This is a genomic window from Okeania sp. (assembly GCF_983059655.1).
Genome location: NZ_CEZPJD010000169.1, coordinates 1 through 12,147, shown reverse-complemented (window position 1 = coordinate 12,147; position 12,147 = coordinate 1). Strand labels below are relative to the sequence as shown.

At 35.6% G+C, this 12,147-nt stretch carries 15 protein-coding genes and 1 pseudogene; 7 read left to right on the top strand and 9 right to left on the bottom strand.

What is annotated here, in order from left to right:
- Nucleotides 1-468: 468 nt before the first annotated feature.
- From AC3DU7_RS11900 to AC3DU7_RS11890, 3 genes are all read left to right on the top strand, one after another.
- Nucleotides 469-1,572, top strand: a complete 1,104-nt coding sequence (locus tag AC3DU7_RS11900) for a glycosyl transferase (RefSeq protein ID WP_488039560.1) — start codon at nt 469-471, stop codon at nt 1,570-1,572.
- A 630-nt stretch (nt 1,573-2,202) separates the two neighbouring features.
- Nucleotides 2,203-3,708 carry a mechanosensitive ion channel family protein gene (locus AC3DU7_RS11895; protein WP_488039559.1) on the top strand — a complete coding sequence of 502 codons (1,506 nt, stop codon included), beginning with the start codon at nt 2,203-2,205 and terminating at the stop codon, nt 3,706-3,708.
- A gap of 60 nt (nt 3,709-3,768) precedes the next feature.
- Nucleotides 3,769-4,185 carry a secondary thiamine-phosphate synthase enzyme YjbQ gene (locus AC3DU7_RS11890; protein ID WP_488039558.1) on the top strand — a complete coding sequence of 139 codons (417 nt, stop codon included), beginning with the start codon at nt 3,769-3,771 and terminating at the stop codon, nt 4,183-4,185.
- Between the two features lie 448 nt (nt 4,186-4,633).
- Here the strand turns inward: AC3DU7_RS11890 and AC3DU7_RS11885 are convergent, their stop codons facing one another.
- From AC3DU7_RS11885 to AC3DU7_RS11875, 3 genes and pseudogenes are all read right to left on the bottom strand, one after another.
- Nucleotides 4,634-4,813: a hypothetical protein gene (locus AC3DU7_RS11885; RefSeq protein WP_488039557.1), complete on the bottom strand. Its 180-nt coding sequence runs from the start codon at nt 4,811-4,813 to the stop codon at nt 4,634-4,636.
- Nucleotides 4,814-5,251: 438 nt separating this feature from the next.
- The gene (locus AC3DU7_RS11880) at nt 5,252-5,755 is read right to left on the bottom strand and encodes a heme-binding protein (RefSeq protein WP_488039556.1); all 504 of its coding nucleotides are present in this window, start codon (nt 5,753-5,755) and stop codon (nt 5,252-5,254) included.
- Nucleotides 5,756-6,196: 441 nt separating this feature from the next.
- Nucleotides 6,197-6,388 (bottom strand): annotated as a pseudogene (locus AC3DU7_RS11875) (YcaO-like family protein); the annotation flags it as partial.
- Between the two features lie 339 nt (nt 6,389-6,727).
- Between AC3DU7_RS11875 and AC3DU7_RS11870 the strand changes: the two are divergent.
- Nucleotides 6,728-7,711, top strand: a complete 984-nt coding sequence (locus AC3DU7_RS11870) for an Rpn family recombination-promoting nuclease/putative transposase (protein ID WP_488039555.1) — start codon at nt 6,728-6,730, stop codon at nt 7,709-7,711.
- Between the two features lie 201 nt (nt 7,712-7,912).
- Here AC3DU7_RS11870 and AC3DU7_RS11865 read toward each other — a convergent pair whose 3' ends face one another.
- The 3 genes from AC3DU7_RS11865 to AC3DU7_RS11855 are packed head-to-tail and all read right to left on the bottom strand — an operon-like array spanning nt 7,913 to nt 9,240.
- On the bottom strand, nt 7,913-8,533 hold the full coding sequence (locus AC3DU7_RS11865; protein ID WP_488039554.1) for a Uma2 family endonuclease: 621 nt from the start codon (nt 8,531-8,533) through the stop codon (nt 7,913-7,915).
- 29 nt (nt 8,534-8,562) lie between these two features.
- Complete coding sequence (locus AC3DU7_RS11860) at nt 8,563-8,910, bottom strand: element excision factor XisI family protein (RefSeq protein ID WP_488039553.1); 348 nt, start codon at nt 8,908-8,910, stop codon at nt 8,563-8,565.
- Between the two features lie 30 nt (nt 8,911-8,940).
- Nucleotides 8,941-9,240, bottom strand: coding sequence for a hypothetical protein (locus tag AC3DU7_RS11855; protein WP_488039552.1), 300 nt, complete (start codon nt 9,238-9,240; stop codon nt 8,941-8,943).
- 190 nt (nt 9,241-9,430) lie between these two features.
- On the opposite strand from AC3DU7_RS11855, the gene AC3DU7_RS11850 reads away from it, so the two are divergent.
- The 3 genes from AC3DU7_RS11850 (at nt 9,431) to AC3DU7_RS11840 (ending at nt 10,262) form a co-directional block, all read left to right on the top strand.
- Nucleotides 9,431-9,637: a hypothetical protein gene (locus AC3DU7_RS11850; protein ID WP_488039551.1), complete on the top strand. Its 207-nt coding sequence runs from the start codon at nt 9,431-9,433 to the stop codon at nt 9,635-9,637.
- Nucleotides 9,638-9,702: 65 nt separating this feature from the next.
- Entirely contained in the window at nt 9,703-9,897 is a 195-nt protein-coding gene (locus AC3DU7_RS11845; RefSeq protein ID WP_488039550.1) for a type II toxin-antitoxin system VapB family antitoxin, read from the top strand.
- Nucleotides 9,894-10,262 (top strand): PIN domain-containing protein, encoded by a 369-nt coding sequence (locus AC3DU7_RS11840; protein ID WP_488039549.1) that lies wholly within the window; start codon nt 9,894-9,896, stop codon nt 10,260-10,262. Before AC3DU7_RS11845 ends, AC3DU7_RS11840 begins: the two co-directional genes overlap by 4 nt.
- 80 nt (nt 10,263-10,342) lie before the next feature.
- On the opposite strand, the gene AC3DU7_RS11835 is transcribed toward AC3DU7_RS11840, so the two are convergent.
- The 3 genes from AC3DU7_RS11835 to AC3DU7_RS11825 all read right to left on the bottom strand — a co-directional run.
- Nucleotides 10,343-11,158, bottom strand: coding sequence for an AAA family ATPase (locus AC3DU7_RS11835; RefSeq protein ID WP_488039548.1), 816 nt, complete (start codon nt 11,156-11,158; stop codon nt 10,343-10,345).
- Nucleotides 11,155-11,496, bottom strand: a complete 342-nt coding sequence (locus AC3DU7_RS11830) for a hypothetical protein (RefSeq protein ID WP_488039547.1) — start codon at nt 11,494-11,496, stop codon at nt 11,155-11,157. Before AC3DU7_RS11830 ends, AC3DU7_RS11835 begins: the two co-directional genes overlap by 4 nt.
- A gap of 129 nt (nt 11,497-11,625) precedes the next feature.
- Nucleotides 11,626-12,147, bottom strand: a 522-nt coding sequence (locus AC3DU7_RS11825) for a hypothetical protein (protein WP_488039546.1), incomplete at its 5' end; no start/stop codon positions are given.

The following is a 12,147-nucleotide window of genomic DNA, read 5'->3' as shown; positions in this document are numbered from 1 at the left end:
ACATTTTCAAAGTAGTATTTTTATCTTTATGACTGTGAAATATTATGTTAGCTTAATTAGCGATTTTCATTCATGGATAATGGATAACTACCTCTCTTTAAAAGGGGGAGGCTTTGGACCACAATTTTTCGGTAAGTAGAAATTAAAGAGGGAAGCTTAATATTAAATAAGTTTGGGATATTTATTCAACATTAGAGGAGAAGATTTTTATTATACTTAATCATCCGGGTAGTCCTAAATATATTAAGGATGTTAGCTGCTATATTCCTTTAATTGTCAGAAGGTAGACAAGAAAAATAATTACTTGTACAACACTACAATCATACGGAGATGGTATTACTCAATATTAAATCTATTTTAAAATATCATTAGGATTAATCAAAGTATGTTCTATTTATGATCATATTACTAATGACTACTGTTGAAACTTGTTATAGGATTGTATTAATCTTTAATTGAAAAAATTTTATGCCTCGACCTACCTTATATCTTGCTATTACTAATCATGGATTTGGTCATGCTGTACGCATATCATCAGTTGCCAATCTAGTGCAAAAAATGTGTCCAGATGTTTTATTAATTATGGTGACAACTGCTCCCCGTTGGTTATTAGAATCTTATATTTCTGGTGATTTTATCCATCGTCCTCGTGCATTTGATGTGGGAGTTATTCAATCAGATAGTATCACCATGGATAAACAAGCTACCCTAGAAAAATTGGCAGAAATTCGGAGTAAAGAACGGTCAATTATTGCTGGAGAAGTTGATTTTATTAAGCAAAATAGAGTGGATTTATTATTAGCAGATATTCCGCCACTTGCTTCTAAAATTGCTAAAGCTGCTGATATTCCTGGCTGGATGTTGAGTAATTTTGGTTGGGATTTTATTTATCGTCCATGGGGTGGTGAATTTGTGGAAATTGCTGATTGGATTGGTGAATGTTTTGGGCAGTGTGACCGTTTATTTCGTCTCCCACTCCATGAATCTATGGGCGCTTTTCCTAATATTTTTGATGTTGGTTTGACTGGGGGAACTCCACATTATCAACCTGAAGAAATTAAAGCAAAGTTTGGTATTTCTACAGAGAAAGAAAAAACTATTTTACTGACTTTTGGTGGTTTAGGTTTAGCACAAATTCCCTATCAAAATATATCTCGTTTTCCAGGCTGGCAATTTATTACCTTTGATAGTAATGCACCAGGATTTCCCAACCTGATAAATGTCAGAAATATATCAAATCAAAATGACACTAAATTACTAAATATTCGACCTGTAGATTTCATGCCAATATGTGGCAGAATTATTTCCAAACCAGGATATAGCACATTTGCTGAAGCCTTAAGATTAGAGATACCTGTTGTGTCATTAATCAGAGAAGGTTTTGCTGAATCAAAATTATTATTAGAAGGTATTCAAGATTATAGTTATCATCAAATTTTACCTCCCACAGAATTTTTTGATGGTGATTGGGAATTTCTCAAACAACCCCTACTACCACCTCGTAAATCTGAAAAATTAGATAAAAATGGTAGTGAAGCGATCGCCCAAGCTGTTGTGGAGTATTTAAAATAATTACTGTTCACTATTCAATTATTGAAAAATCTATTCAACCAAAATAGCTAAGTAGGCAGGCAGGAAAAAAAACAACCATTTCAAGAATTTAGAATTTAGAATTTAGAATTTAGAATTACCTCTCCTTGAAAAGAAGAGGATTGACTCAAAGGAAAATTTTTATTTATTATCCCCTTAAAAGGGGAGGCTTTAAACCCAATTTTTTGGTAACGAAAAGTTAAGTTATTAATCACTTTTTCTTTCCTATCTTATCATAAAAATAATTTTTAATGCTGACCGAAAAATAAGGTCTCCTGTCTCCCCTTTCAAGGGGATAAAAAAGCACAGCTTCCCGAAATGGTGGGATGGCAAGGAAACCCGCTCTTGCAGAGCCGCTCCGCTAATGCCATATCCAATCAACCAAAAGAAATAAAGTTCAATATTTCAAGTCTCTGACTTTCCGTTTGTCATCCTGCGCAAACAGGCAGAGGTACTGATAACTGATAACTGATAACTGATAACTGAAATTACCTACTTATCATTTCTCAAATTGACATGAACAACATCATTGTAATTGGAATTGAGATCGGATTTATCATATGTGCCTTTCTGGCAATTAGATTTTTTGTCAGTAGGATATATAAACAGTTAATGAAAATTTCATCCATAAAAAAAAGGGAAAACAATCTTCAACTTATCTACCAAAATGTGCAGATATTAATAACTATCTGTTCCTTATTATTATGTTTGGCAGTAGCAGGATTCAATGGATGGCTGATCTATCAAGGAGAAGACTTAATAGAATACAAACGTTCCATTATTCAAAACCTTTCCTCAGAGTACTGGCGAGAAGTAGGGATTGGAGTTGTCAAAAGCCTGAGTTTATTAATAATAACAATCTGGATTATCCGATACATAAATAAATGCTTAAACTGGTTAAAAGAACAAGCAAAAAAATTTGAAAAAGTTACTGCTAATGATGAAAGTATCGAAAGTTTTTTTGATTTTTTCAAAGCCAACTTGAATAACGTTATTTGGCTATTTTATGTTATTTTATCTGCTCAATTCCTGCAACTACCAGTAGTAACTTTTCAATATTTATATATAAGTTTGCGGATTTATATAATCATTACTTTAGGGTTGCTCTTCATCAAGGCAAGTACAGCTATTATTGATACTTTAGATGCCTTAAGCAATAAATATTCTGACCGACAAAATATCTTGCGTATTTACGACCGCTTTAATCCTTTAATTCCTCTAGCAAAAAGATGTCTCGAATATGCAATCTATATAATTACAGCTACCTTAGTAGTTCAGCAAGTTGCTTTTGTCGCCAAACTAGCTATATATGGGCCTATATTTATTCAAATAATTGGTATTATATTTATCAGTCGCGTTATTGAAGAGATTGCTAAACTTGTTCTCGAAGAATTACTATTCCGTAATGATGACTCGAGTAATTTATCTCAACAAAGAAGTCAAACATTTCTACCTTTGTTTGAAAGCTTTCTCAAATATTTTATTTACTTTGCTACAGGCATAGCTATTCTTTATACTATTAATATCGATCCTACGCCAATTTTAGCAGGTGTAGGTATTCTTGGTTTAGCAGTCGGAATGGGAGCAAAAAGTCTGATTGAAGATATAGTTGCAGGTTTCTTTATTTTATTTGAAAACTACTACTTAGTAGGAGACTTTGTAGAAATAAATGGTACTTATGGTTTTGTCACGGGAATAGAATTAAGAACAACTCGCATTAATTATGAAGATAAACATTACATTATCCATAATCGTGATGTTAAGGATGTAGTTAATCATTCACACCATAGTAATTCAGTTGTCACTCTGAAAATCCCTTATCAAAGTGATATTAATCAAATTTATGCAATTATAGAAAGAGTAGGAAAGAAGCTTCAAGAAAATTATCCAGAAGAGATAATGAAAGAAACAGTAGTAGATGGAATAGAAGAATTTTATGAGTATCAAATGTTAGTTCATATAACTACAGAAGTTAAACCAGGAAGACATATTGATATGAAAAGAATTCTCGGTACAATGATTAAACAAGCTTTCCAGGAAGAAGGTATTGAAATTCCTGTGATTCACCATTTAACGATGAATAATCAAGGGGAAAAAAATATCAACCTGAATAAATAGCTGAAGCGCTGATAGCTGACTGCTAAATGCTTACCTAATAACTGATAACTGATAACTGATATGACTCACTATCAACAATTACTCCAAATTAATACTTCTGGTAAATCTTTATCCAAAATCACTTCTAAAGTACAAGAAGCTGTAGCCAAATCAGGGATAAAAACAGGTTTATGTAATCTATTTTTACGGCACACTTCCGCTAGTTTAATAATTCAAGAAAATGCCGATCCAGATGTATTAGTTGATTTGGAAAACTTTATCTCAAAATTAGTACCAGAAGGTTATCATTATATTCATAGTGCTGAAGGCCCCGATGATATGCCTGCTCATATTCGCAGTGTTTTAACCCATACTTCAGAACAAATTCCGATTAATAATGGCAGATTAGTATTAGGTACTTGGCAAGGAATTTATGTTTGGGAACATCGCCAACGTAGTCATTGTCGAGAATTAGTAATTCATATTAGTGGAGAATAATTTTATAGCAGAAGGAAGAAGGAAGAAGAAAGAAGGAAGAAGGAAAAAATAGCCCAGTCATTCATTATTTACCAAAAAATGAGGTCCAAAGCCTCCTCAAAGCCCCCTAAATCCCCCAATTTTGGGGGACTTTTACCGGACATTTAATAATTAAATGATTAAATAATTCGGGTTAAAAGCCTCCTCTTTTAAGGGGAAAAAAATTGATTTTTTCCTTATTTGTCAATCCTCTCACTTTTAGGGAGAGGTAATTATCCATTATCAATTATCCATTATCAATTATCCATTAATGAACAGCTAATGGATTCTTGTTCCCCCCAGAATTGGGCAAAATTCAGTATTAAACAACTTTTCAGATATCCTCTTAGAATTGGTTCAGGTGATAAAACACGAAGTGTCCTGTCGAAGACTATCCCCATCCACTTCTTCCTTCTTTCTTCTTCCTTCTTCAAGGCTTTGTTAACAACTGAACTAGCAAACCATAGCAATATCCACCTAACAAAACTCCTCCTGCACCAATTAAACCCATTAATGGAGGGACTGGTGCAGGTAGTTTGAGCCAGCCAAATACAACACCAATTATCCAACCTCCGAGTAATGCCATTCCTGCATCTTTGAAAAAACTCATAAGAAATCTCCAAATTAATTTCAAGTTGAATACTCTGAAGTTTCAATATAGCAGAAGAAAGAAGGAACAGGGAAGAAGGAAAAAGGTAAACATCTTACGTTTTCTGAGTTTTAAGCTTTAGCAGAAGAAAGAAGAAAATCAGACACCACTTGCTTTTGGGGCGTTGCTGAATGAAAGTATGAATGCACGATTGTTTAGTCAAGCCCCCGCGCATCCCCCAAAGTTGGGGGACTTTTAGAAGCTAATGAATTCTTGTTCCCCCCAGAATTGGCTTGCTCGGGTAGCTCTGCATCATACCCAGAATCAGCAACGCCGCTTTTGGATAGTGTGTTATATCATGTTCCCCCTCCGGGGGAGCTACGCTAACGTATAATCAGTTATAAAAAAAACTTCTGCCTTCTGCCCTCTGCCTTCTTCTATAAGCTGGAGTCTCCTGTATCACTTTAACCTAATTTCAATCTGCACCTCACTCCGTTTCAAATCTTCCGGTGTCATTGGCGAATTATACAACAACCGTCTTGGCGGACTTACAACTTCATATTCTGGGTGCTGCGCCAACCATTCTTTCAACTTTTGCAAATTTTTTTCGTAGCTCTCCCAACTGTAAGCACCCTGTACCCCAATACTCACAACCGTCATCGGTAAAGTATCTCTCACCATTACCTGAGAATCAATTTTCTGGGGAGTCATGTTTGGAGTTGAATAGAGAAAAGATACTTCTGTTTGTTCGCCTTCCTTGACATAACGAGCTTCCACAGGGGTTGTCATGGCAATTTGATTACTGCTGATATGTTGATAAAGTGGATCGAAAGCTGCTCTAGTTGCCATCCGGGAATCACCTGTATGTGTGTAGGTGACACCGCGATATTGGGGATATTCTTTGACTTCGATGACATTTGCCTCAGTCGGTTGAGGAAAACCTTGGGGTAAAGATGCAGACATTTAAAATTTGGGTTGATTTACTATTTTATTATACTTGTTATATCAATTTGATAAATGTTTGCTACAAATAGCTAGGATATTTCTGAGGAGTCAACCCACCCCTAACCCCTCCCAGGAGGGGAAGTCAGGAGTCAGGATTCGTATGGGAATGGCTTCAATACCATAGTCCTGTTAGTGATAAAAAAACTTTCTCCTTTCTCCCTTTGAACCTTTATCTCTCCCTACTGCCTCCTGCCTCCTGCCTTCTTAAAACACCATCGGCATTGAATTTATCTCCTCTTCCCGCAACACTTCAGACAACAAACCCATTTTCACCGGAACATCATAGAATCTCCCCTTAGGAGCCATGTAAGAATAAGTTGTACAAATTTTATCTGGGATAAATTGTGAAATATAGCTTCCATTAAAAAAACTGTTCAAGTTATTTTTACACGACTACTTACCAAAGCGCGACCAAAAATGACGCAACCCAAGCACAATAACTTTAACTACCTTTGACTCAATATCCGGGCGAGTCTGATCCAAAACCAAAGTTTCCATTCCCGCTGCTCGAGCAATTTTCACACAAGTCAAAACATCATCATAAATGTTATCGCTCCAAAGTTGAGGATAATCTCCATAAACCTTAGCAGGTATTTCTGGATGGGGAGCTAATTACTCCAGACAGCTATTCCATGTCTGAGTCAAGACACGCGCCGTTGTTTAGTTGGTCAGATCAATATCTCAGATGCTGTTGCACATATAACAGGAGAAACAATGTCAGAATCAGAAGACGAGGGAGCAATATAGCTGCCGCTAGGCTCCGCCAACGCTATTTCAGTTATCAGTTATCAGTTATCAGTTATCAGTTATCAGTTATCAGTAAAAAATCACTTCATTAAAACCAACTAATGAATGTACCTCACTATCACAGGAATTGTTATATAATAAACACAAAAATCAAGTACAAAAATCAAGTAAGTAGTAAAAACGATGAAATTTATCAGCCCCAAAACTGACTTTGCTTTTAAAAAAATATTTGGTTCTATTCATAGTCAAAATATTCTCATTAGCTTTCTCAATGCCATAGTTTATGATAATCAAAATATTATTCAATCTCTCAAAATAATTAACCCCTATAACCCTGGAGTTACTAACACCATGAAAGAGACTTATTTTGATGTGAAAGCAGTTTTAGATAATGGTTCTACAGTCATCATTGAAATGCAAGTATTGAACGTAGAAGGCTTTGAAAAACGAGTAATTTATAACTTAGCCAAAGCTTATGGAAATCAATTAGATGCAGGACAAGGTTATATGATGTTGCAACCTTTTATCGCTTTAACTATCGCCGACTTTGTTTTATTTGAAAATGACAAAACTGAGAAAATGATTACTAAGTTTAAATTTAAAGAAGAGACAGAATTGTTTAATTATCAAGATGAATTAACTTTAATGTTTTTAGAATTACCGAAATTTAACAAAGAATTATCAGAATTAGAAACCCTCAGTGATAAATGGATATATTTTATTAAATCAGCGCCAAATTTAGAAGTAATACCCTCTTCATTAGGAGAAGTATCAGAAATAGAAGCGGCATTAAATATAGCGAATAAAGCAAATTTAAACAATGAAGAATTAGAGGAATTAGAGAAACAGGAAACGTTGATTAGAGATAAGAAAGGACAAATTAGTTTAGCGATAAGGGAAGGAATCGAAATTGGACGGGAAGAGGGAATTGGTATTGGACGAGAAGAAGGAATTGGTATTGGACGAGAAGAAGGAATTGGTATTGGACGGGAGCAAGTAGTAAAACAAATCTTACGTCAAATTCGTCGAAAGTTTGGAGAAATAGCTCCAGAAGTTCAAACTCAGATAGAGCAGTTATCTCTGGAAAAATTAGATATTTTAGGAGAAGAAATTTTTGATTTAGCAACGATGATAGATTTGGAAAACTGGTTAGGTAATAATGGATAATGGATAATTGATAATGAAAGAGGTTTTTAAATCTCTAGTTTTCTATCTAGATTTCTCATAACCTAGATAATATCAGCAACAGTTCCCCAATGCCAATCGATATAGCTGCCGCTAGGCTCCGCCAACGCACTGTTCTTACTTTTGACTTTTGAATGCATGAATTTTGACTTAAATATAGAGCGATCGCCCAATTACCTAAATTTACTCCACAGGTCGCAACAACTCTCCAACTACTATCTTAGTGAGAGGAAATGCTAGAGGAGCGATCTCTTCTTCCTCTCCTAAAATCATTTCCTGCTGATATCCCAACTGACTTGGTTGTCGGTACACATACAACTGACGATGCTTCACATCCAACACCCAATAATCCTCAATTCCTGATTTAGCATACTCTTTACCCTTTACCTCAAGGTCACTTTTGAGGGTAGTGTCAGCAATTTCCATAATCAAATATACATCTTTTGCTGTGGGATGATTGTCATCATAATCAAGAGAGTCTGCTTTGACTAGGGCAATATCCGGTTCCGGTTCAGAAAAATTATTCAGGATAACCGGAAGTAGTTTTTGTACTGAAACCCCTTCGCTAAAAAGTTTACTGAATAGGCGTTGGCGGAGCCTAGCGGCAGCTACATCGCTCCGTCGAATAGCAGCAGCGTGAGAACTTCCTTGGGGTGACATCTTGTTAATAATTTGTCCTGCAATTAATTCTATCTTTTCATCTGGTTGTAAAATTCCTACTTCTGCCATGCGGTGATATTCATCTACTGTTAGCAAACGTAGGGGGAAGTTTGAGATATTTACTGGTATTTTAGTGGTTGACATGACTCCTCAGTTTTATTCACAACAAGAATTTAACTTCTGACTTCAGCTATAACAGTCCCCAAGTTTGTAAACTGACGCATATAAGGCGACCTGTATCCTAGTACAATATCAGACTTAGGCACTCCCGCTGCAATTAACTCCCTAGCTATTCCTACTTCAGTTCCATCTCGTTGAATCCAAATTTTCCCCGACCTAATCTCAATATGAATAACACATCCAAAAACTCGTCTTTCTCCACGCCATCCGACATGAAACATTAGATAGCGATTGCGTTCCAGGTCGAAAGCTATTTGAGTTTCTACTTCTCCATCGTCATTATTGCCTTCAGAATGTTTTTCGACAATAGACTTAAGTTGAAAATAAAATATTTGTATCAACTATAATAGGTGCTTTTTTTTCATCACAGTTTATGAATTAAAAAGTTTAGATTTAACTTTCAACCAAACAGCAGAGTCAATTTCATTTGCTAATTCAGAAGCTACTTCTTCAGTGAGCTGACTGCCCTGATTTATTGCCTCTAATTCAAGATTAGAAGGTTGGAGGATTTCCCTTTCAAAAAACAACGGTGTTGGATCGAATTCTACTTGTTGTTCTTCTGTTAATATGCTCTGAGAGTTATTAATCTTTCTGAAGGTCTCGATCGCCTCCTGAATCTGTTTTATTTGTTCGGGAGTAAGTCCAGTTACGTCTATAGTTTGATTTGTCATAGTTACTATTAGGTAGGATTGGTCATTTCAGTTATCAGTATATCAGTTATCAGTAAGAGGAGCGTTATTCACAAGAACTCTTAGTAAAATTGATCGCTCTTATAGTATACTAATAGGGGTTAGGCAAAGACACTCGGTTTTTACAAGAAATATTATGTTTTAACAATTAATAGAGGAATAGACAAAAAATATGAGTATGATATCTTTTCAAGAAATTATAGATTCTATTGAAAAACTTTCTATTGATGAGCAAGATTATTTATTTGAGCTAATCAAAAAAAGAAGAATTGAAAAGCGACGTTTGGAGATTGCTGCTGATGCTCAAGCTATTTTAAAATCTTTGAAAGAAGGAACAGCAAAAATAGGAAGTGTGGATGATTTGATTGCTGATTTATAAAACAGTTTTTTTGTTACAATAATTTTGTCACATATTACTATACCAATCAATATATGTTAACTAATATGAATATTAACGTTGATGAAAAACTCCTTCGGGAAGCTCTAGCTTTGAGCGACAATTTAACAGTAAATCTATTGATAGAAGCAGCTTTGCTTGAATATATTCAACGTCGCCAACAACTGAAAATATTAGAGTTATTTGGTACTATTGACTATGAAGAAAATTATAATTATAAGCAACAAAGACAAAAAATATGAATGTTGTAGTTGATACTTCTATTTGGTCTCTTGCATTGCGACGCAATACACCAAATGATGTAATTTCTATTGTTAATAAATTGCAAAATTTGATTATAGATGGAAGAGTTGTTTTACTAGGAGTAGTTCGTCAGGAAGTGCTTTCAGGAATTCGCTTTCAGGAACAATTTATTCGATTACGAGAATATCTGCGTGCTTTTTCTGATTTACAGTGCCTTCCTTATCGGGTTGTGCCACTAGAAAAATTCTCAACATTTGACGAATTTCATCTTCCTGTTGGCGAGGTAACTCGTAAATCAGCCACAAGCGCAGCCAGTCTGGCATATAACCGTATCGAAACCAAGGCAAACGAACTAGATCGGTGAGCCGACAAGCCTGAAGGAGGGAACTACCATCACCAGTCTGGAGCGTATTGCCCAGGTAAACTGTGAGATTCCAATGTAGTTCAGGAAATACAGCGCAAGCCACTCTTTCGTAGTTTAAAGAAAATATCCAGGGCATCCTGGAGAAAATCACTGCTACCAGCAGAGTGCAAACCTAATCTATTGGTAACTATATCCGCAAGACGCTTTTCTTGTGGAAAAGGAATATTGTAGTAAACACAACGTCGCAAAAATGCGTCCGGCAAGTCTTTCTCAGAATTACTGGTGATTACGACTATAGGTTGTAGTTTGGGATGAGCTGGAATCTTGACATTACCTAGTTCTGGCACTCGAAAATACAGATGCTCCAATTCGTTGAGGATATCATTAGGAAAATCGCGGGTTGCCTTGTCTACTTCGTCAATGAGAACAATAGAACGTCTTTTACCAGGATGAACAAAATCAGGAGGCACAAAATTCTCAATTTCCGACTCTTCTCCAGTAAGCAAGATGGCTATACCCAAAGCATTGTATGTTAGATAGTCCAGAGGTTTTCTATCTACTTTACCACTCTGGGCATCTTGAAATTGCCTCAAGGTGTCATAACTGTAAAATAAATCGCGGGCAGTGCTGGTAGATTTGGTTTCAAACTTAAGCGGCTCGTCAAAACCTAATTCCCAAGCTAGACTATAAGCAAACAAGGTCTTGCCAGTACCGGGTTCTCCAGTCAGTAACAAAGGTTGACCTAAAAGCAAAGCAACATTGCAGGCATCACGAAGACCCGGATCTGCCAAATAATTTTCTGGCTTCATAAATTCGGCTCGTCGCGACACAGGTAAAGTAGCTGGTGTGTCGGGTTGCTTCCGTTTTCCGTCACCAATGTAAAATGGGAATTTCATGCAATATCCCCCTTGATAGTTATTTTTCCCTGCAAAATATCACTCAAGTTTTGAGCTAAATAAGACATCGGCATAGTATTAGATGCTTGCTTTTTCTCCCATTTTTCAAACATATCTTCGATTGTATGAATTAAATATTGAATATTTTCCTCATCCCAGTAATTCTTTACCTCTTCACTACGCGCCCAACTTTCCACTTCTCCTTGGTTAATTCCTTCAAGTTCGGGGAGAACCACTCCAATAATTTTGTCAAATTTAGTAAAGTTAGAGGAAGACAAGTCTTTGATACTTTTTTGAATAGAAGAATTCCAACACTCTAATCCAGAATTATTTTTCAATAGATTCTTAAAAATCCCATGCCACAACTTCTGAAAATAGCTCCGACTTTTTTGTTTAACTTGATATTTAATAAATAAACAAATAATTAGACATTGATTGGGATTAAGTTCAGGCCAATCTTGCCAAAATTAAAGGAAGTTTTCAATGATTCTAGATGAATTTTCCTGCAAATCATTAGTGAGCAAATGTGTATGGATAACAACTGGTCCAATACTAGCTAGATGCTTATTTATATCCTCCTTTGAAGCTAATCCATAGTCGAGTATCTGATTTGCTAAATTGTATTTTAACATATTTTTTAATTCTTCTATAATTGTGATTCTAGGAGGCCATTTAAGTTCGTATTTTCCAATAGATTCCTTATAGTAATCACTTGTAGTTGTGTTGGTATTTTGCTTGATAATTTTGGGCAAAGATACCTTGATTAGAGATTCAAAAAACGTATCATGGCATTGGAATTGATCGCCATGAATAATACATAAAAGTGGCTTAGGATAGGGGTTATTAAATAATATTTTAAATGCTTCTCCAAGCTTGAATTCTTGATAATCACGATCGACAAAATAAGGAAGCAAAGGAGGAAGACCGCGACCTTTTTGTAAGCGATCGCGATGCCCATTGAGACCTGTTAACCTAGCTCTTAATGCTCG